This window comes from Pseudomonas sp. W2Jun17 (assembly GCF_023127795.1).
In the GTDB taxonomy this organism is placed as follows: Bacteria; Pseudomonadota; Gammaproteobacteria; order Pseudomonadales; family Pseudomonadaceae; genus Aquipseudomonas; species Aquipseudomonas synxantha_A.
In genome coordinates this window covers 1-20,188 of the sequence record NZ_SPKO01000008.1, presented here as the reverse complement: position 1 = coordinate 20,188, position 20,188 = coordinate 1, and the positions used below count along the sequence as shown (strand labels likewise).

Below are 20,188 nucleotides of genomic sequence, written 5' to 3'. Positions count from 1 at the left end.
AATCGTTCATGGACACGCTGGGGCAGTTCTATCAGGTATGCTTTTCAAGCCGAAACAAAAAGAAACATATTAGCCAACCTGCTCGATAAGGAGTTCCGTTTTGGAGTTATCGACTGCCGCGTGGATGGTTCACGACACCCGTCTTATGCTCTGCGTCCTGCTGGCCATCGCGAGCATCATCGTGCTGATCAGCGCGACCAAATTGCCGCCGTTCCTGTCGATTCTGATCGGCACCTTTATCGCCGGTGTGGGTGCCGGTCTACCACCAGAGGAAGTGGCCAAAGCGTTCAGCAAGGGCGCCGGGGCGATTCTGGGTGAGGCCGGTATTATCATTGCCCTGGGCGCAATGCTCGGCGCGCTGATGGCCGAATCCGGTGCAGCCGACCGTATCGCCACTACCTTGCTTGGGCTGGGCAAAGGCAAGTCATTGCCGTGGGTGATGGCGCTGGTCGCCATGGTGATCGGCCTGCCGCTGTTCTTTGAAGTGGGCCTGGTGATGATGGTGCCGATCATCTTTGTGATGGCTAAGCGCTCGAACCAGCCGCTGCTGAAAATCGCCATCCCGGCATTGGCGGGCATGACCACCCTGCACGCCCTGATGCCGCCGCATCCGGGGCCGCTGATTGCCGTGGGTGCGTTGCACGCCGACCTGGGCCTGACCATGTTGCTGGGTTTGTGCCTGGCGGTACCGGCGGTGATCCTGGCCGGGCCGCTCTACGGCAATTGGTTGTCCAAGCGCCTGCATGTGGACGAACCGGCCGAGATTGGCGCGCTGTTCAGCGCACCGCCCAAGGCTCCGCGCCAGCCGAGCTTTGGGGTGTCGTTGCTGATCATTCTGTTGCCGGTGATCCTGATGCTCGGCAGCACGCTGGCCAAAGTCGCGCTGGCGCCAGAAAGCCCCCTCGGCCTGACCTTGAAGTTCCTCGGTGAACCGCTGATCGCTCTCGGCCTGGCCGTCATCGCCGCAGTGATTTGCCTCGGCTGGGCCGCAGGCATGCCACGCGCCGACGTCGGCAACACCCTGCGCAAAGCCCTGGCGCCCATCGCCGTGTTGCTGCTGACCATCGGCGCTGGTGGCGGCCTCAAGCAAACCCTGCTGGACGCAGGCGTCAGCCAGACCATCAGCAAGGTCGCCGAAGGCGCGCACATGCCCTACCTGTTGCTGGCCTGGCTGATCGCCGTGGCCCTGCGCCAAGCCACCGGCTCGGCCACCGTCGCTACCACTACGACGGCGGGCATCCTCGCGCCGATGATGGCCGGGCTGGCGGCAACGCAAAGCTCATTGGTCGCCCTCGCGATTGGCGCCGGTTCGGTGTTTTTTTGCCACGTCAACGACGCCGGGTTCTGGATGGTGCGCGAGTACTTTGGCTTGCAGTTGAAACAGACGATCTGGGTGTGGTCGGTGTTGCAGACGATTGTTTCGGTGGTTGGGCTGGTGGGTACCTTGTTGCTCTGGCACTTCTTGACCTGAACTTCAGGCGGCCAAGGTGTGGCGTTTGCCAAACAACGCCACACTTCCCACTCCCACCGCCCCCATCACCACGCAATACCCCACGCAGACCCACGGGCTGGTCGGCATCAGCGCGATCAATAGCAGCGGCGTAGTACTCGCCCACAGCGCATAGGCAATGTTGTAGGTGAAGGAAATCCCCGATACCCGCACCTGCGCCGGGAACAGACCGACCATCACCGACGGCACCGCGCCCACCACCCCGCAGCTCAAGCCTGCCACGGCGTACGCCGCGCCCAGCCACACACCGCCGCTGATCAGGCTGGCATACAGGATAAAAATCCCTACCGGCAGCAACAGGCTGTAGACCAGCACCGCGCGCCAGGCGCCGATGCGGTCCACGAGCAAGCCGGCGAGGACGCAGCCGATATTCAGGAAAACGATGCCCAACGCGCTCAGGGCGAAGGTGTGGCTGGGGCTCATGCCGAAGGTTTTCTGCATCATGGTCGGGGTGATGACCACCAGCACCACCACGGCTGAGGTGAGTACGCAGGTGAGGATCATGGCCGGCAACAGCACGGCGCGATGCTCGCGCAGCACGGTGCGCAATGGCATTTCGGCGGCGGCCTGGCGACGCGCCTGCATTTGGAGGAACACCGGGGTTTCGCTGAGCCAGCGACGCAGCCATACGCCAATCACGCCGAATACGCCGCCGAGCAGGAAGGGCAAGCGCCAGGCGTAGTCGAGGATTTCGGCGGGGGTGAAGACTTGCGCCAGCAAGGTGGCAGTCAATGCGCCCAGCAGGTAACCGAAGGTCAGGCCGGCTTGCAGGAAGCCCAAGGCGTAGCCACGGTGATGGCGCGGCGCGTGCTCGGCGACGAAGGTCCAGGCGCTGGGCACTTCGCCGCCCACTGCGGCACCTTGCAGCACGCGCAGCGCCAGCAGGATCAAGGGTGCGAAATAGCCGATCTGCGCGTAGGTCGGCATGATGCCGATCAGCAGGCAGGGCAAGGCCATCATCAGGATGCTCAAGCTGAATACGCGCTTGCGCCCCAGGTGGTCGGCAAAGTGCGCCATCAGGATGCCGCCCAGCGGACGGGCGAGGTAGCCAGTAACGAAGATGCCGAAGCTTTGCAACAGGCGCAGCCACTCAGGCATTTCCGGGGGGAAAAATAATTGGCTGAGGGTCAGCGCGAAAAACACAAAAATAATGAAGTCGTAGATTTCCAGGGCTCCACCGAGGGCGGCCAGGCCCAGGGTTTTGTAGTCGGAGCGGGAAAAACGCTGCGCCCGTGGGGAAAAGGTGGCAGTCATGTGCAGGCTCGGCAGACAAACAAAATGGCGTGCAGGTTATGAGCTGAACCCATTGAAGGCAATCACGACGGATATATTTGTTTTACTCATTGATCGTTGAAGATAACTACATTCCAAAATCAATGGGGGTAGAGGAACATGCCGTAAAACTGCCAAACCCCATAATAAATACAAGAGGAAAGCTTCATGGCCGATGCTATCGAAGAAAGCCGTTACGCTCGATTTGCTCTGCGTTGTTCCAATTTTGCCGAGCGCTGGTTTCCCGACTCCTGGGTGTTTGCCGCCCTCGCGGTGATTATCGTCGCCGTGGCGACCCTGGGCATGGGCGCAGCGCCCGCCGAAGCGGCCAAGGCATTTGGCGACGGGTTCTGGAGCCTGATTCCGTTCACCATGCAGATGGCGTTTGTGGTGATCGGCGGCTATGTAGTCGCCAGCTCGCCGCCCGCGGTGAAGTTGATCGACCGCTTGGCGCGCATCCCCAAGAACGGTCGTTCGGCGGTAGCCTGGGTGGCGTTGATTTCCATGGTGGCATCGTTGCTCAACTGGGGCTTGTCCCTGGTGTTCGGCGGTTTGCTGGTGCGGGCGTTGGCCCGTCGTACCGATTTGCGCATGGACTACCGCGCCGCCGGCGCTGCAGCATACCTGGGCCTCGGTGCCGTGTGGGCGTTGGGGCTATCGTCGTCAGCCGCGCAGTTGCAGGCCAACCCGGCCAGCTTGCCGCCGTCGATCCTGTCGATCACCGGGATGATCCCGTTCACCGAAACGATCTTCCTGTGGCAATCCGGTGTGCTGCTTCTGGCGCTGATCGTGGTGTCGCTGATCATCGCCTACGCCACCGCGCCAGGCCCCAACAGTGCCCGGGATGCCAAGGCCTGCGGCGTCGACCCGGCCTTTAACCTGCCCAAGCCACAACCGCCGACGCGTCCTGGCGAATGGCTGGAACACAGCCCGTTGCTGACGATATTGCTGGCATTGCTGGCAGCCGGCTGGCTGTTCCATGAGTTCTCAACCAAGCCGGCGATCAGCGCCATCTCGGGGCTCAACACCTATAACTTCCTGTTCATCATGGTCGGCGCCCTGCTGCACTGGCGCCCGCGCAGCTTCCTCGATGCCGTGGCCCGTGCGGTGCCGACCACCACCGGCGTGCTGATCCAGTTCCCGCTGTACGGCTCGATTGCCGCACTGATGACGGTGGTCAAGGGCGGTGACGGCCAGACCCTGGCGCACCATATCTCGACGTTCTTCACCTCCATCGCCTCCCACGACACCTACGCGCTGCTGATGGGCGTGTATTCGGCGGTGCTGGGCTTCTTCATCCCATCGGGTGGCGGCAAGTGGATTATCGAGGCGCCCTATGTGATGCAAGTGGCCAATGACCTGCAATACCACCTGGGCTGGGCGGTGCAGATCTACAACGCCGCCGAGGCACTGCCGAACTTGATCAACCCGTTCTATATGCTGCCGCTGCTGGGGGTGTTGGGGCTGAAGGCGCGGGACTTGATCGGGTTTTCGTTTGTGCAGTTGTTGGTGCACACGCCGCTGGTGTTGTTCTTGTTGTGGGCGCTGGGGACGACGTTGAAGTATTTGCCGCCTGTGATGCCCTGAATAACGGGTGACCGCAACTGTTGGTAGAACAGCTGCGGTCAAGGATTTACAGGAAGGCGTGCCAATAGATCAGGTAATGCACTCTGTATCGTGTCCCAAACAACATCCAAGTTGATATCGAAGTAACCATGAGCGATTCGGTTGCGCATCGCTCGCATATTGCGCCAAGGAATATGTGAATGGCGTGCCGCGAAGTCCGGATGCTGATCCATGATTTTCGTCGACGCTTCACCAACGATGATCAGGCTCATGACCACAGCTTGTTGTGTTCGCCGGTCCTCCAAAAACTCTTCTTTGCTCAAGCCCTCTACAAAAGTGATAGCGTCAGTGGCAGCTTGCCTTATGTGCTCCAGATAATCCCCTAAGCGATTTTCTGTCATACAGGACGGGCCTCAGCCAACACCTTGGCGCGAAATTTCAAAGGCAAGTCGCCAGGCGTCAACAGGTCGACATTGACGCCTAACAAGTCCTCAAGCTCGACCTGCAACCCGCCAAGATCAAAAAGAGTTGTCCCCGGTGGCGCATCAACCAACAAATCAAGATCACTGCCTTCTTGGTCGGTACCCGTTAATACAGACCCAAATACTCTCGGGTTTGATATTTGGAAACGTCCTATCACTTCTCTGACAGCTGCTCGTTGTAGATCAAGTGCAGTTGAAGGTTTCACGACTCACCTCGATGGTGTGCATTAGAAGCCCAGTCTAGCAGCGCTTACTCTGTGTAGACACGCCCCGCACATCACATGTGTGTCTTCGTTCCGTCACATTCCATTGCTACCGTCCTGCGAAATATCTTGCAACATCTCGCCAAGGACTCCCCCCGCAATGAGTGACGAGCACAACGACCGCCCTACCCCCGACTCCGCCCCCAAAACGCCGGTCGACACCAGCCGTCGGCGCTTCCTCGGCGGTGCGGCGGTGTTGGGGGTAGGCGCGACTTTGAGTGCCTGCGGCCATACCAGCGAAGCGCCGAGCACACCGGTAGCCAGGCCGCTCACGCCCCAGGAACTGGACAAGGCCTTGAGCGACCAGGTTAAAACCGTGGTGGTGATCTACGCCGAGAACCGCAGCTTCAACAACCTGTTTGCCGATTTCCCCGGGCTTGAAAAACCACTGTCGGCGTTATCCGCCACTGACACCCGGCAGCGCGACCGCGACGGTAGTGTGCTGGCCAGCCTGCCGCCCACATGGGGCGGTGTGTTGCAAGTCGGCCCGCAAACGGTGGACGGGGTGACCTACCCCAGCGGTGTGCAATTCCAGGAAAACCTTTCCAACGCACCGTTTGCCCTCAAGGGCCCGAACGCCGAAGACCTGCCATTGAGCTTGGTAACCCGCGACCTGTGGCATGTGTTCTATCAAAACCAGATGCAGATCAACGGCGGCAAGAACGACGGTTTTGTCGCCTGGGGCGATGCCGGGGGCCTGGTGATGGGCCATTACGCCCAAAGTCGTTATTCTCTGCGCCTGTGGGACGTTGCCAGGGAGTTTGTGCTCTGCGATAACTTTTTCCAGGGCGCATTTGGCGGCTCGTTTCTTAACCACCACTACCTGATCAGCGCCACGGCGCCGGTTTATCCCAATGCCGCGCAATCGGTGGCCAAGGCGCAGATCGCCACGCTGCAAAGTGATGACCCCACCGACACGCGCCTCAAGCCGCTGGACGCGTCCCCGGCCAGCGCCATGACCGGCCCGCCGCAGTTCGGCCCCAGCGCGCTGACCCCGGACGGTTACGCCGTAAACACCCTGGCCCCGCCGTATTGGCCCACCTGGATTCGCGACCCGCAAAACCCGGATTACTCAAAGCCTGACCTGCCCAATGTGCTGGTGCCGCAAACCCACGAGCACATTGGCGACAAGCTGTCGAAAAAGAACGTTGACTGGGCCTGGTATGCCGGCGCGTGGCAGGCCACTCTGGAGCAGTTCAAGGATTCGGGCGGGATCCCCAAGATCCCGAACTTCCAGTACCACCACCAGCCGTTCAACTACTTCAAGCAGCAAGGTCCGCAAAACCGTGCGGAACGTGATAAACGCCTGCGCGACGGCGGCTTGGGGGATGAATCAAGCACGAACAAGTTCTTCGCAGATGCCCAGGCCGGCAAGCTGCCGGCCGTGAGTTTCTACAAACCCCAGGGCAACCTGAACATGCACGCCGGTTATGCCGATGTGGCCTCGGGCGACCGCCATATCGCCCGCGCCCTGAAAGTGCTGCAAGAGAGCCCGCAATGGAAAAACATGGTGGTGGTGGTCACCGTCGATGAAAACGGCGGCTGGTGGGATCACGTCGCGCCGCCCAAGGGTGACCGCTGGGGCCCGGGCACGCGGGTGCCGGCCCTGGTGGTGTCGCCGTTTGCGCGCAAAGGCACGGTTGACCACACGGTGTACGACACTGCATCGATCCTGCGTTTGATCACCCGAGTGTTCCAATTGGAGACTCTGGACGGCCTCAAGCAGCGTGACGACGCGATGATCGCCCGCGGCCAGAAGCCCATGGGCGACCTGACCAACGCTTTGCAATTTCACCCGTAGAGGCTTATCCAATAACGACATGCCTGGCGATTTAACACGCGATTTTCCCGGTCAGCCGCTACTGTGTGCAGGTGGGCTTTTATCCCGCGCAGACGGGCGTCGCTGACAAGGAACCAACTATGTTTAAAACGACCAGGCTGTCCTTCACCCTCGCCGCACTGCTGGTGAGTGCGGTCGTACAGGCCGACATCGAGGTGCCTCTGGGCAGTACGCAGCGCGTCACCCAGTTATTCGCATTTCCCAATAACTGCAACGTGATCTGCTTTCGGCCATGGACGCTGGAGCAGACCGCTGAGCACTACTTGAACCAGAGCCTGCAGCGTGACGGCTACGGCCGCGCCAGGGTCAGTGTGAAAACCCACGATGGCCAGGTCTGGGCGAATTTCAGCGGCGTACCGGACACCTACGGCCAGTCCCTGACCACCTTGCTCAATACCGCCGACCTCGCTTACCAGGGGGCCAGCCGGCTCAACAGCGATGGCAAGTGGGCTTATAACTGGTACCTGTTCCTGCCGCTGGGCATGGCCCTGGAGAACCGCAAGAGCATCGAACTGCTGCACTTTCCTCCGGACTACTCGCTCACCCAGGCCCAGGACTACCTGGAGTCGGCCACCACTGACCGCTGGGCGGCCTTGCTTACCGACAACGGCATCCCGGCCAGCGAGACACCGGCTTACCAGACCATCATCGATATCGCGCCCATCGCCGCACCGTCCAACGCAGGCAAGGATCTCGAGAGCGTCTACAGCTACTTCACCGACTACCAGACCCGCATGGTCAAGGAACTGAGCCTGCACGCCAACGGCTCACTGCCGATGGTGGCGTTCGGCGCGCCGGTGCGCAGTTGGCTCAAGCAACAATACGGTCAGAACGTCGGCGTGCTGGAGCTGACCCAGATCAGCCCGACACCAGGCACGAGCGTGTCAGTGCTGGGCGCCAACCACCCCAGCTACATCTGGTACGCGGCGGACCCGGCAAGCTATGACGGCGATGAACAAAAGGCCGACGAGGCCGGATTGAAAGTAATGGGGCAGGATTTAAGCGCGGCCTGCTGGCAAGCGGGCATGGGCCAGAAACCCGCCAGCGATGCGAATGTGTTGCTCAAAGCCTGCTTGAATACCTGGCAGGTCACACGCAAGGAGCAGACCTGTGAGCTGTTCTTCACCTCGGTGCGCAACCTGACCCCGGAGCAGGCCAATACCAAGTGCGCCACACCGCCTATCAAGGCGCAATTGAAGCAGCTGAAAAACGCCGCGCCGCCCCCCACTGTTACCTCTCCCGCGCTTTAACGCGAACCCGCGGTTTCTACTGTCAGATCTGACAGTAGAAACCGGCTTCAACTTCGGCGAGTCTTGGCTTGCGCCCACTTGCTGCAAGACTGGCAGTCAGAACACCCCAGATCCATGCAGCCCAATTCAGGAGAGTGATGAAGACTCAAGCCATGGATAAGGCTAAAACGGCAGTGAATGACTGCCTCTACCCCTTTGAGACGCTGCAGGTGGAACAGGGTTACCCCTCGACCGCACAATTCAAGGTCGTGCGATACCCTAATGGCAAGCGGGGTGGCATCAAGGCTCGCATCGACTTTGACAGTCGAGTACGCATCGCTCTGGTTTCAGGCTACGCAGTCAGCGAGCGCCGGGCGCATACGCTGCAACTGTCGCCGCGTATTCACTTGTACGATAGATGGTTCTGCGGCCTGATACGGCACTCCTGCAAGCCGAACGTGCTCCTGGACACCACGTACATGGAACTATGGACCCTGAACACCATTACCGCAGGCAGCCTGCTGACCCTGGATTACGCCATTACTGAAGACGCGCTTTACCGGCAGTTCGCTTGCCATTGCGGCGAGCTGAACTGCCGGGGCTGGATCACCGGCAGCAAAGAGCCGTTGAACGCCCAAGGCCTGGCCTGGTGGCGCGAAAACAAAAGGTCCTAGGCTTCGCCCAACGGACGCAGGCGGTACTGCGGCGGCAGTTGCTCGAAGCCACTGATGGTGGTGTTCAAGCTCTTCCAGCGACCGTCCTTGATGCCGTAGATGCAGCCATGGATCGACAGGCTCTGCCCACGGTGCCAGGCATTTTGCACAATGCTGGTGTGACCGACATTGGCCACCTGCTGGATCACATTGAGTTCACACATGCGGTCGACGCGTTCTTCTTCAGTTGGCAGTTGAGCCAGCAGTTCGCGGTTCTCGTAGTAGAGATCACGAATAGTGCGCAGCCAGCCGTCGATCAGGCCGAACTGGCGGTCCTGCATCGACGCACGCACGCCGCCGCAGCCATAGTGGCCGGTGACGAGGATGTGTTTGACCTTGAGCACGTCCACCGCGTACTGAATCACCGACAGGCAATTGAGGTCGGTGTGCAGCACCACGTTAGCCACGTTGCGGTGCACGAACAGATCACCGGGCAACATGCCGACGATCTCATTGGCCGGCACCCGCGCGTCGGAGCAACCGATCCACAGGTATTCCGGGGTTTGCTGGCGGGCGAGCTTGGCGAAGAATTCGGGATCTTCCTGTTTGATCGCATCCGCCCAGCGTTCGTTGTTATCAAGCAGGTCTTGTAGTTCGTTCATCAGGGAAAGCCTCAGGAATGATGCGCAGTTTTGTGACTGACAACCCCTCGTCCGGGTCACGCCTGGCGCAAATTAGCTTGAATCTTTGGGGCTCAGCGCCTGTCCACACACTATAAGCCCCACAGTATGAGGACTGGCCATGACTGAATCACGACGTCCCTACGGCGCAACCCAGCCGGAACCGATCGACGACAACGAAGACCGCATGGGTTCGATGCGCGAGCTGGATTTTGACGAAGAGGACCAGACAGCGGAAATCGGCGATGAAATCCCGCGTGGCGAGCGCGAGCAGCTGATGCCCGACGAACGGGTACGAGAGGCCGGGATGACCGGGGCCTCGACCGCTGATCATGAATCAACCGATGATGATATGAGCCCGGAAACGCTGATTCACGAGGACGGTGCCAGAGATGCTCGGGAGGAAGGAGAAGACAGCCCGGCGGACTACGATCTGAGTGTTGTTGGTGAAGAGGATATTGGTGGCGGAAATGGCCTGGATGAGGCCGAACTGGCCGATCTGGACCCGCTCAACGGCAAACGCTGACACAACGCAGCTCAAAATGTGGGAGGGGGCTTGCTCCCTCCCACATTGGTTCCGGTATTTAGTCGACGAGGGTGCAAGCCATGACGACCGCGTCTTCGCGACCACCCACAGCAGGGTAATAATCCCGGCGACGGCCAATCTCATTGAAGCCATAGCGCTCATATAACCGAAAAGCCCCGGTATTGCTGTCCCGCACTTCCAGGAAGCATTCCCGCGCGTTGGCCGCGTAGGCACGGGACATCAGGTGTTCCAGCAGCGCCAAACCCAATCCGCGCCCCTGGTTTTCCGGCTTGACGGTAATGTTCAGCAAATGCGCCTCATCGAGAATGATCTGCACCACCCCATGGCCCACTTGCTGCTCGCCTTCGAACATCAGCCATATCTGGTACTTGCCCAGCCCGTCGAGAAAGATCCCTCGCGTCCAGGGATGGCTGAACGCTGCGTATTCGATTTTCAGCACCGCGTCGAGGTCGGCCTCGGTCATCGGGCGGAAGGATAAAGCCTCACTCATCAGTTGTTTTCCAGCGCGCCATCAGCCGGCGCATGGCTTGCCAGACATCAGCCTTACGCTGTGGCTCTTCCATTAATAATTCCAGACCCGGCAGGGCCCATACCGAACCCAGGCTGTCGACCTGCAGTTCGCGGTACCAGGCCTCGGCATTGGCTTCACCGGCAAACCGCACGGCAGGCAAGCCGATCAGCCACAGGCACACGCAGGGTTCGTCTTCCAGACGCGCCGAGACAAAGCCCTGGACAAAATCCCGCGCAGCTTCCGGGCCCTGGTCCATGGTGCCGCGTACCAGCAGCGGCCAGCGCACAGGCTCACCGATGATTTGCGGGCTGTCGGGCAGGCCGGCGGCGCGCAGCATGTCCTTGAGCAGCAGGTAGGCCGGGTCGCGCGACTGGAAGCGCTCGCCGGTTGGCAGTTCCACCAGCAACAGGCAACGCCCGGCCCGCAGCAATTGCAGGGCAAAGCGGGGCGGCGGCACTACCGGTGCCTTGACCACCGGCGCGGCCTCCTCCACCACCTTGGCAGCCTTGGTCACCGGCGCAGGGCGTGGCACTTCGATCTTTGCCCGTTCGACCACCGGGCGTGTTTCGACTGGGGGCTTGACCACCGCCACGGGCGCGGCAGCCTCTTCCCCCGACGACTCGAACGCCTCATAGGGCTCAAGCGCCTGCAACAACTCGGGCCGCGACGGCGCGGCAAACGGCAGTTCGGTGCGGGGCAGCCAGTTGACCACCTGCATGGCGGTCAAGTAAGCGCGACGTCGGGACTCGATAAGCACAGCTCGGCCACTTGTGGATAAGTAAAGAGCGGGGATTCTACCGCTGTTCGGCAACAATCGCCCACTGCGCACTGACCGGCTGTGGATAAATCCCGCGCCTGATGCAGTACAATCGCGACTTTTAATCGCCAACCAGCCGGCCATTCCCATGATCGAACCCAAGCGCGTCCTGCGCGCCCTCGCCGAACACTGGGCCTTACTTGAGCCTCTGTGCGAACACTTCGACCAAGGCACCCTGAGCCTGAGCGAGCTGCGCGCACAATTGGCCGCCCAACAACTGGACAGCACGCCCCAGGACATTACCAGCCTGCTGGACGTGTGGATTCGCCTGGATATCCTGGTACCTGTCGCCAAGAGCCCGAACCGTTTCGAGCTCAACGCGCAGATCCACGACTTCCTCGCTTATCTTCGCAAGGAGCACCGGCTTGGCCTGTGCCTGGAAATCGAAGCCTACCTGCGCCACCTCGAGCGCCTGGCCGGTTATATCCAGGACGCCTTCGACATCCGCGACGGCCATGACCTGGCCCGGCAACTGCGCTTGCTGGATATGCGCGTGCGCGACGTGCTGAAAAAACTTGCCAACGACGAACAGGCCCTCGCCGCCGTGGCCGATCGCGCCAAGACCAGCGACCGCCAGATCCCGTTGCGCCAGCGCTACGCCGAGGTGTTGGCAACCTGGGACGAATACGTCGAGCCGATGATTCAGCTGGTGAACGCTGACGGCGCCTTCGAGCAAGGCGTGCGCAAGGTGGAAAACGTGCTGCTGCGCATGCTCACCGAGCAACAGCGTCTTGGCCACCTGGTGGACGACGACATGCTGCTGCGCACTCACGCGCGCATCCTCGAAATGCAGACCAGCGCCCAGTTGACCTTGCGCCATGCGCGCGAGCTGCTGTTGCCGCTGCGCGAAGAAGCACGCCGGCATAACGCAGTGACTCGCGGCGCTGCGCTAGCCTTGTCGGCGATTCGCCGTAAAGGCCTGGACGCGGTGCCGCAAGCGGCGATGCCGATGTTCACCCGACCGCAAAGCACCTTCCTGGGCAGCGCCAGCCAGGTCGAGGCTTATGTGTATGCCCTGGCCAATTTCGAGCCGAAACCGGCGCGATTCCCCAAGGCGCACAAATCCCACAAGGGCGAAGCCCCGCGCGCGCCGCGTACGGTCAAGGAAATGCTCGAGCGCTGCGAAGACGCCCTGCCGATGCCGGACCTGATGACCTGGCTGCTGGAACAGGAGCCCGACGGCGCCACCGACGAATTGCTGTACTGGTTTTCACGCCTGTCCCGGGAAAAACGCTTCAAGCGCGAGCGCCTGGAACGTCGCGATTACCACACCCACGAGCATCAGGTCAGCCTGCGCTCCTTCGCCCTGCTCCCGGCCGGCGTTGACGCCACCGAGAATTCTGCGAGCACCCCTTATGCATCTTGATCTATCCGAACTGTCCCAGCTGGCGCCGATTTTTCGCGAGCTGTTCAAGGGTTACCACGTCAGCCGCCGCGACCCGGAGCTGTACGCGCAGCTGTCGAACTTCCAGGACCAGTACCGCACGCTGTTCAAGGCCTTGGGCTTTGAGCTGGTATGCGATACCCGCGGTTTCTACTACTTCGTCCCGGACACCGCCGTGGCTGCCGCGCAGGTCAACAAGACCGCCCAGCGCCTGGCCTTGTTTACCTTCATTCTCGTCGAGCACCTGGCCGACCAGGGCCGCGACCCGGTTGCCGTGCTCGACGGCGGCAGCCTGGGGCGCGACGAATTGCCTTCGTTGCTGGAGAAGTACCGCGACCTGTTTATCCAGGCCGAAGTGCAGACCCAGGAAGAGCTCGAAGAAAAAATCATGCGTCGCATGACCCAACTCGGTTTTGCCAGCGAAGACAACGGTATCTACCGCTTCCTGCCACCAATGCACCGTTTCCTCGACGTGTGCCTGTCGGTGCAACAGGACCGCGACCTCGCCGCCAGCGTGCACAGCGTATTGCCGCTGCCGGTGCCAGTGATCATCGACGAAGACAGCGATGAAAAACTGCTGAAGACCGATGACCCGCTGGACCTTAGCGCCTTCGATGAGGAAAGCGAAGAAGACGCCCTGGCCCGAGCCATTGCCGAAGAACAGGAAACCGACGTATGAGTAAGGAACGTTACGGCATCCGCCGCTTCGCCCTATTGAACACCGCCGGTTACAGCCTGGGCTTGTTCCCGCTGGAAGAGCCGCTGTCGGTGTACGGCGCGAACAACCTGGGTAAATCCGCATCCATCAACGCCTTGCAGTTCCCGATCCTGGCGCGCATGTCGGACATGAGTTTCGGCAAGTACACGCTGGAACAATCGCGGCGCTTCTACTTTGCCACCGATACCAGCTACATCCTGGTAGAAGTCTCCCTGCCCCACGGCCCGCACGTCATCGGCGTGGTCGGACGCGGGCCGGGCGGCGGTTTCGGTCACCAGTTCTTTGCCTATGCGGGCAAGCTGGACCTGGCTCACTACCAGAAAAACGACACCTGTCTGCGTCAGAAAGAGCTGTTTACCAACCTTGAGCGCGAGGGCCTCAAAGCCTACGAACTCAAGCCTGATGAACTGCGGCGCTTGCTGGTGGGCGGCCATACGTCGATCCCGCTGGATCTGACCCTGATCCCGCTGCGCTCCACCAGCGAACAGAGCTTGAAGACGTTCCGTGCGTTGTTTATCAACCTGCTGCACATGCGCGAAATCACCGCGGCCAAGCTCAAGCAACTGTTCCTCGACGCGTTCGAACACAGCTTGCGTTCAGGCAGTGTCGACTACATCGCTGCGTGCGAAGAAGCCTTCCGTGATGTGCGACGCATGGAGCAGGACTACAACTCGCTGGTGGCTGCCGGGCCGTTGGTCGAGGCGTTGGCCAATGGCGTGAAACAACGCGACGCCTTGCGCGGCAAACTGCATCGCCTGTCACCGCTGCTGGATTCGTTGCTGGGCACCTGGTCGGACTACGCCAGTGCGCGCAAGGAAGAGCTGACCATCCAGGCCGAGCACTACCGCAACGAGCAGGACGCGCTGCAGAACGACCAGCGTGGCGGTACTCAGGAACTGATGCGTCTGGAGCGGGAGATCAGCGGTATCCAGCGTTGGCTGGGCGAGCTGTCGGTACTCAAGCATCGCTTTGCCCTGGTGGATGACGTCAAGGTGCTGGAGCAACAGTTGCTCGCCGCCAAGGACGCCCACGATGAACTGGCGGGCGCATTGGCGCAGTCGCGACAGTTCAGCGCCGAGGACCTGGACGAGCGTCTGCGCGACCTGGAAAAGCGCTTGAAGTCGGTCAGGCAGCAACTCGATCACGCCGACAACAACAGCTATGCCAAGCTGCGCGAGGAGTTCTCGCAACAGGATGTCGAACGTCTGATGCGCCTGTTCAACAGCTCGTTGTTCAGCCTGCCTTTGGGTGAGCACGGCATCACGCTGGATGAGGACGGCCAGTGGGTCAAATCCCTGGAGCAGATTCTCGATGGCTTCAAAGGCGAGCGCTTTGAAGTGCCGGGGCTGTCCATCGACATCTCGCACATCGAGCCGCCTGCGTTGCAGGCCCTGGCCGACCGCGCCGCATTGCGCGACCAGAAGGAGCGCCTGGAAAAAGAACTCAAGCAACTCAAAACCCAGCACGCCGTAGCTTCCGACCGCGCGGCGAGCAAGACCCAGACCGAAGCGCTGTATCAGCAGGTGCTGGATGCTCAGAAGGCATTGGAAGATTTCCGCCGCACCCAGACCCTAAGTGCAGAAGAAGGCGAGAAGCTGGAAAACCTGGCGCAAATGGAAGCCGCCCAGGATGAGCTGAAGCGCTCCAGCGATGCCTTTACCGAGCGCGTCCAGCAATTATCGGCCAAGCTGCAACTGGTCGGCCGCCAGATCGGCGATATGGAAGCCAAGCAACGCACGCTGGATGATGCGTTGCGTCGTCGTCAGCTGTTGCCGGCGGACCTGCCGTTCGGCACGCCGTTCATGGACCCGGTCGACGACTCCATGGACAACTTGCTGCCACTGCTCAATGACTACCAGGATAGCTGGCAGGGCTTGCTGCGCGCCGACGGCCAGATCGAAGCCCTGTACGCTCAGGTGCGCCTCAAGGGTGTGGCCAAGTTCGACAGCGAAGATGACATGGAGCGTCGCCTGCAGCTGCTGATCAACGCTTACGCGCACCGCACCGATGAGGCGTTGACGCTGGGGAAGGCACGCCGAGCAGCGGTGACCGATATTGCCCGTACCCTGCGCAATATCCGTAGCGACTACGACAGCCTTGAACACCAGTTGGCGTTATTCAACCGCGAGATCAACAAACGCCAGGTCTCCAACCTGCAGAGTTTTCGCATCGTGCTGGCGCCGAACAAGGAAGCCCTCAAGCATATCGACCAGATCATCCACAGTGCTGGCCAGTATGAAGAAGGCGAAACGCTGTCGGTGTTCGACCTCAGCCAGAGCGCCGAGCAGGACAACAAGAACGAAGAGGCCAAGGAATACCTGGCGCGCCTCGTTGCGGCCAACCATAACCAGCTGGGCCTCAAGGACTTGTTCGAACTGGCGTTCGAGATCACCAAGGTGCACGGTCAGCCGGTGATTCATACCGACATCGATGGCGCCGCGTCCAACGGCACCACCATGACCATCAAGGCGCTGACCAACATGTACTTGTTGTTGCACTTGATGGACCGTGACCAGGCCGGCCGTGTGCGTTTGCCGTATTACCTCGATGAGGCTGCAGACATTGATGAGAAGAACCAGGCTGCCTTGCTGGAAACCAGCTTGCAACTGGGCTTCGTGCCGATCCTGGCCAGTGTGAAGCCGCAGGTCTCCGCCCAGGTGGCGATCGACCTGGAAGGCGGCAGCGGGCCGAACGGAATCTACATTGATGAGGCGGACTGGAAATACATCCGTCGCCATGATGTGGTGAAGGCGACGATGAATGTGCAAGCCGATGAGCCGGAGCTGGATGAGGTCTGACGCGTTGCGCTGACATGCAAAAAGGCCGCGATCTTTTGGATCGCGGCCTTTTTTTCGGCTTGGGATTTGCGGTGTGTTTGTGGGCCTCATCGCGGGCAAGCCCGGCTCCCACAGTTGGAATGCATACTTGCTGAAAATGCATATCCCTGTGGGAGCCGGGCTTGCTCGCGAAGGCCGCGCATCGGTTTATTTACCGAGTGGAATCTTGGGCGCCCAGGTCAGCCACTCATCTTCAAACTTATCGAACAACGGGAAGGTCTGCTGTGGCCGTGCCGGGTTGCCCATGCGTTCGCCATCCGGCGTGGCAAAGGCGATACCGCCGGCCACCAAGGTCTCCAGGGACTCGGTGCGCACCGTCGCGCCCTTGAACAGGCCGAAGTCGAGACCGAAGCCGCTGGTGTTCCAGAAGCGACTGCCACTGCGTACCAGGGGTGCGTACTTGGGCTCGATCAGGATATGCACCAACACACGGTCGGCGGTCTGGCCCAGTTCATAGCCGGTGACCTTGCCCACGGTGACTTCACGGTAAGTGACCGGCACGCCTTCTTTGAGCGAACCACGGCGAGCGGCGCTGAGTGTCAGGCTCAGGCCTTGCTCCTGATGGACAGCCTCCGGCGGCTGATCCAGTGCAACAAAGTTTTTTTGCGGCCCGGCATTTTTCACCGCAGGCTGCACCTCGATGTATTGCCCGGTGACCAGGGTTTCAAGATTGGAGGTCTTCATCAGGCCCAGCTCCGGCTTGACCACCCAGAACTGGCTGCCTGCGCGGGCGATACGATCAGCCACCTGAGTAATACGGGCGCGCAGCAATACGGACTGCATGTCGGCGCTGAGGTCGACACTCTCGACCTTGCCAACATCGAGGCCTTTGAAGCGTACGGCTGTACCGGGGCGCAGGCCGTCGGCACGATCGACCTTGATCGTCACCAGGGTGCCATGCTGATTCGCGGCGTCACGGTCGGTGAACAAACGGAAGCGCGGGATACGGTGCTTCAGGGGAACGTTGGGCTCCGGTGTTTCGAAGGCGATACCACCGGCCATCAGGCTGGCCAGGGATTCGCTTTTGACCTGGATGCCACCGGTGAGCCCACCAGTGAGAGTGACACCGCTGGCGTTCCAGAAACGTGTCGAGCCGTTGACCAGGCCTTCATACTCTTTCTCGATATGAACGCCGATCACGAGTTGCTTCTTCTTGCGTGAAAACTGGTAGCTCTGCACCGAACCCACCTTGACCTGTTTGTACAGAATCGGGCTGCCGACATCCAGCGAGCCCAGGTTGTCGGTGAGCAGCACCATGTGCAGGCCGGGGGAGCGCAGGTCTAACGGCGGCGCCTTGGCGCGGGCCACATACTCACGTTGTGGCGGGGTGCCTTTGTCACCCGGGCGGATCGCGATGTAGTTACCTTTGACCAGTGCTTCCAGGCCGGTGATGCCTGCCAGGGAGATGGACGGCTTGACCACCCAGAATTGCGTGTCCTGGACCAGGTAGTCTTCGGCCAAAGGATCAAGGGTCAACTCGGCGCTGGCGCTGGACAGGTCCGGGTCGATCTTCAGGGTTTTCAGGCTACCAACCTGGATGCCTTTGTACATGACCGGGGTACGCCCGGCCTGGAGGCCTTCGAAATCGGTGAGTTTGACCTTGACCTTGATGCCGGCTGCGGCGGCATCGAAGTCCTCGTACAGGCGAAAAGGCAGGCTCGGGTCGGTGGGTGGGCTGTCTTGGCGATTCTCAGGCGTGGCGAAGGCGATACCACCGGCCACAATGCTGGAAAGCGATTCGCTGCGCACCTTCACCCCGGAGAGGTTGGCGTCGATACTGATGCCGCTGGCGTTCCAGAAACGCGTGTGCTTGCGCACCAGGCTGGCGTAGGTCGGCTCGATATAAACCTTGATCTCAACGATGCTCTGGTCTTCGGACAACAGATAGCTTTTGACCTGGCCGACCTGAATCTGCTTGTAGAACACCGGACTGCCACGGTTCAGCGAGCCCAGGCGGTCGGCCTTGAGCGTCAGGTGCAGGCCCGGCTTGGCGTCGGATAACGGTGGTTCTTCAGACAGCGCCTTGAACTTGCGCGTGGGCTCACCATCGCCCGGGCTGGCGGCGATGTAGTTACCCGAAACCAGGGTCTCCAGGCCAGTGATACCGGCGAGGCTGACGCTGGGCTTGACCAACCAGAAGCGGGTGTTGGTCCTCAGATACTGCTCTACATCCTTGTTCATCTCGATGGTGGCGATCACCCCGCGATTGCTGCCTTCGTCATCCAGGGCCAGGGTCTTGACCTTGCCGACGGTCATGCCTTTGTAGACCACTTCAGTCTTGTTGACTTGAATACCCTCGCCGCTCTCAAAGCGAACCTGAATCTCAAGACCTTGCTGGGAGTAGGCGCGCCACCCCAGCCAGCCACCGATGATCAGGGCAATCAGGGGCAACACCCAAATAGCCGACCAATTGGAGGCCGGGCGGGTTTTAGCTTTAGGCAAATCACTCATGGTCGTCGTCCGACTCCGTGTTATCCCAAATCAGTCGGGGATCGAAAGTTACTGCGGCAAGCATCGTCAAGATCACCACACTGGCGAACGCTGCAGCACCGAGATTGGCCTCGACACTGGCAAGTCGCCCAAAGTTAACGACCGCCACCAGGATGGCGATCACGAAGATATCCAGCATGGACCAGCGGCCAATGAATTCGATAAAGCGGTACATCACAATGCGTTGTTGCGCGGACAGCGGTTGGTGACGCTGCACCGAAAACAGCAACAGGCCGATGCCTACCAACTTGAATGTAGGCACCAGGATACTGGCGATGAACACCACGGCGGCGATAGGAAACATGCCGTGCTGCACCAGCTGGATCACACCCGCCATGATGGTACTCGGGTCGCCTTGACCCAGGGAGTTGACAGTCATGATGGGCAACAGGTTGGCGGGGATATACAAGATTGCTGCGGTGATCAGCAATGCCCAGGTACGGGTGAGGCTATTGGGGCGACGCGCATGGATCAACGCGCCGCAACGGGTACAGAGTTGCTCGTCGGTATCCGCTTCTTGCTTGTTCAATTCATGGCATTCGGTACAAATCAGAATGCCTGCATCAATCGCCCGCATGGTCATCCTCTCCTGACAGTGCTTGCCAGATCTGATGGGGTGACATCACCACCTCAAGCAGAACTTGAACCATTAATAAACTGACGAAGCAGACCAGACCCAGGCCGATCGTGATGGAGGCCATGTCGGCGAGCTTTACGATTGCCACCAGTACGCCCATCAAGTAGACCTCCAGCATCCCCCAATCCTTCATATGGTGGTAGATGCGGTACAACAACAGCCCGTAACTGCGACCGATGTTCCAGCGGATGCTGAGCAACACTGCCAATTGGCAGAGCAGCTTTAGCAAGGGGATCCCCATGCTGCACAAGAACACAACGGCAGCAACGCCTTGCATACCGGTATCGAATAAGCCAACAACGCCGCTCCATACGGTGTCCTCCGAGGACTGCCCGAGTAGATTGAGCTGCATGATGGGCAAAAAGTTCGCCGGGATGTAAAGCAGCAGTGCCGCAAGTACTAAAGCAAGGCTTCGCTCGACCACATTGTGGCGGTGAGCGTACAACTCGTAGCCACAGCGTGGGCACTGGGCCTTTTCGCCAAGGGCGAGCGTTGGCTTGCGCATCAGCAAATCGCACTCATGGCATGCCACCAGGTCGTCCAGTGGTAAATCCGACACCTCAACGGCATCAACCGGATCGGGCATAGATAGGGCTCTGACTCTAAAATAGTTAGGTGGCTATTCTAGTGCTCTGGCTCGGAAATAACTGTGCAATTTTGTCGGGCGATTGAGGGACGCCAGCGGTACGGGGCAAGGGCAGACACTTTTCGACCGCCCAAAACAAAACCCCTGTTTGCGTTAGCAAACAGGG

18 protein-coding genes are annotated in these 20,188 nt (G+C 60.4%); 9 read left to right on the top strand and 9 right to left on the bottom strand.

All coding sequences use genetic code 11. The annotated features are described in order from the left end of the window. Positions 1-100 precede the first annotated feature (100 nt). Complete coding sequence (locus E4O98_RS06800; RefSeq protein WP_228309310.1) at positions 101-1,471, top strand: gluconate:H+ symporter; 1,371 nt, start codon at positions 101-103, stop codon at positions 1,469-1,471. Positions 1,472-1,474: 3 nt separating this feature from the next. Here E4O98_RS06800 and E4O98_RS06795 read toward each other — a convergent pair whose 3' ends face one another. Beyond that, on the bottom strand, positions 1,475-2,764 hold the full coding sequence (locus tag E4O98_RS06795) for an MFS transporter (RefSeq protein ID WP_248134508.1): 1,290 nt from the start codon (positions 2,762-2,764) through the stop codon (positions 1,475-1,477). Positions 2,765-2,950: 186 nt separating this feature from the next. Here E4O98_RS06795 and E4O98_RS06790 point away from each other — a divergent pair, with 186 nt between their 5' ends. Next, positions 2,951-4,369, top strand: coding sequence for a TIGR00366 family protein (locus E4O98_RS06790; protein WP_032878044.1), 1,419 nt, complete (start codon positions 2,951-2,953; stop codon positions 4,367-4,369). 38 nt (positions 4,370-4,407) lie between these two features. On the opposite strand, the gene E4O98_RS06785 is transcribed toward E4O98_RS06790, so the two are convergent. After that, positions 4,408-4,749, bottom strand: coding sequence for a DUF86 domain-containing protein (locus E4O98_RS06785; RefSeq protein ID WP_103734685.1), 342 nt, complete (start codon positions 4,747-4,749; stop codon positions 4,408-4,410). Beyond that, entirely contained in the window at positions 4,746-5,036 is a 291-nt protein-coding gene (locus E4O98_RS06780) for a nucleotidyltransferase family protein (RefSeq protein WP_248134506.1), read from the bottom strand. The genes E4O98_RS06785 and E4O98_RS06780 overlap by 4 nt, the downstream gene beginning before the upstream one ends. 157 nt (positions 5,037-5,193) lie before the next feature. Between E4O98_RS06780 and acpA the strand changes: the two genes are divergently transcribed. The 3 genes from acpA to E4O98_RS06765 all read left to right on the top strand — a co-directional run bounded on the left by acpA (position 5,194) and on the right by E4O98_RS06765 (position 8,836). After that, positions 5,194-6,894, top strand: a complete 1,701-nt coding sequence (gene acpA / locus E4O98_RS06775; protein ID WP_032878048.1) for an acid phosphatase — start codon at positions 5,194-5,196, stop codon at positions 6,892-6,894. Between the two features lie 119 nt (positions 6,895-7,013). Continuing rightward, positions 7,014-8,183, top strand: a complete 1,170-nt coding sequence (locus E4O98_RS06770) for a hypothetical protein (protein WP_032878049.1) — start codon at positions 7,014-7,016, stop codon at positions 8,181-8,183. Positions 8,184-8,320: 137 nt separating this feature from the next. Continuing rightward, entirely contained in the window at positions 8,321-8,836 is a 516-nt protein-coding gene (locus E4O98_RS06765) for a hypothetical protein (RefSeq protein ID WP_032878050.1), read from the top strand. Here E4O98_RS06765 and can read toward each other — a convergent pair. Beyond that, entirely contained in the window at positions 8,833-9,477 is a 645-nt protein-coding gene (gene can, locus E4O98_RS06760) for a carbonate dehydratase (protein WP_005784518.1), read from the bottom strand. The two genes, E4O98_RS06765 and can, sit on opposite strands and share 4 nt — an antisense overlap. A gap of 139 nt (positions 9,478-9,616) precedes the next feature. On the opposite strand from can, the gene E4O98_RS06755 reads away from it, so the two are divergent. Further along, a complete protein-coding gene (locus E4O98_RS06755; protein WP_032878051.1) occupies positions 9,617-10,021 on the top strand; it encodes a hypothetical protein in 405 nt (134 codons plus the stop codon). 58 nt (positions 10,022-10,079) lie between these two features. On the opposite strand, the gene rimI is transcribed toward E4O98_RS06755, so the two are convergent. Beyond that, positions 10,080-10,532, bottom strand: a complete 453-nt coding sequence (gene rimI / locus E4O98_RS06750; protein WP_003188286.1) for a ribosomal protein S18-alanine N-acetyltransferase — start codon at positions 10,530-10,532, stop codon at positions 10,080-10,082. Beyond that, positions 10,525-11,271: a hypothetical protein gene (locus E4O98_RS06745; protein WP_050549356.1), complete on the bottom strand. Its 747-nt coding sequence runs from the start codon at positions 11,269-11,271 to the stop codon at positions 10,525-10,527. The genes rimI and E4O98_RS06745 overlap by 8 nt, the downstream gene beginning before the upstream one ends. A 187-nt stretch (positions 11,272-11,458) precedes the next feature. Here E4O98_RS06745 and mksB point away from each other — a divergent pair, with 187 nt between their 5' ends. From mksB to mksF, 3 genes are read left to right on the top strand one after another with little or no spacing between them, the layout of a single operon-like run. Continuing rightward, the gene (gene mksB / locus E4O98_RS06740; RefSeq protein ID WP_005784507.1) at positions 11,459-12,736 is read left to right on the top strand and encodes an Mks condensin complex protein MksB; all 1,278 of its coding nucleotides are present in this window, start codon (positions 11,459-11,461) and stop codon (positions 12,734-12,736) included. Further along, on the top strand, positions 12,726-13,433 hold the full coding sequence (mksE, locus tag E4O98_RS06735) for an Mks condensin complex protein MksE (RefSeq protein WP_032878054.1): 708 nt from the start codon (positions 12,726-12,728) through the stop codon (positions 13,431-13,433). Before mksB ends, mksE begins: the two co-directional genes overlap by 11 nt. Further along, a complete protein-coding gene (mksF, locus tag E4O98_RS06730) occupies positions 13,430-16,270 on the top strand; it encodes an Mks condensin complex protein MksF (RefSeq protein ID WP_103734688.1) in 2,841 nt (946 codons plus the stop codon). Before mksE ends, mksF begins: the two co-directional genes overlap by 4 nt. 186 nt (positions 16,271-16,456) lie before the next feature. Here mksF and E4O98_RS06725 read toward each other — a convergent pair whose 3' ends face one another. From E4O98_RS06725 to E4O98_RS06715, 3 genes are read right to left on the bottom strand one after another with little or no spacing between them, the layout of a single operon-like run. After that, positions 16,457-18,760 (bottom strand): MlaD family protein, encoded by a 2,304-nt coding sequence (locus tag E4O98_RS06725; RefSeq protein WP_248134504.1) that lies wholly within the window; start codon positions 18,758-18,760, stop codon positions 16,457-16,459. After that, the gene (locus E4O98_RS06720) at positions 18,753-19,376 is read right to left on the bottom strand and encodes a paraquat-inducible protein A (RefSeq protein WP_032878056.1); all 624 of its coding nucleotides are present in this window, start codon (positions 19,374-19,376) and stop codon (positions 18,753-18,755) included. Before E4O98_RS06720 ends, E4O98_RS06725 begins: the two co-directional genes overlap by 8 nt. Further along, positions 19,363-20,022 carry a paraquat-inducible protein A gene (locus tag E4O98_RS06715; protein WP_148853410.1) on the bottom strand — a complete coding sequence of 220 codons (660 nt, stop codon included), beginning with the start codon at positions 20,020-20,022 and terminating at the stop codon, positions 19,363-19,365. The genes E4O98_RS06720 and E4O98_RS06715 overlap by 14 nt, the downstream gene beginning before the upstream one ends. Positions 20,023-20,188 lie beyond the last annotated feature (166 nt).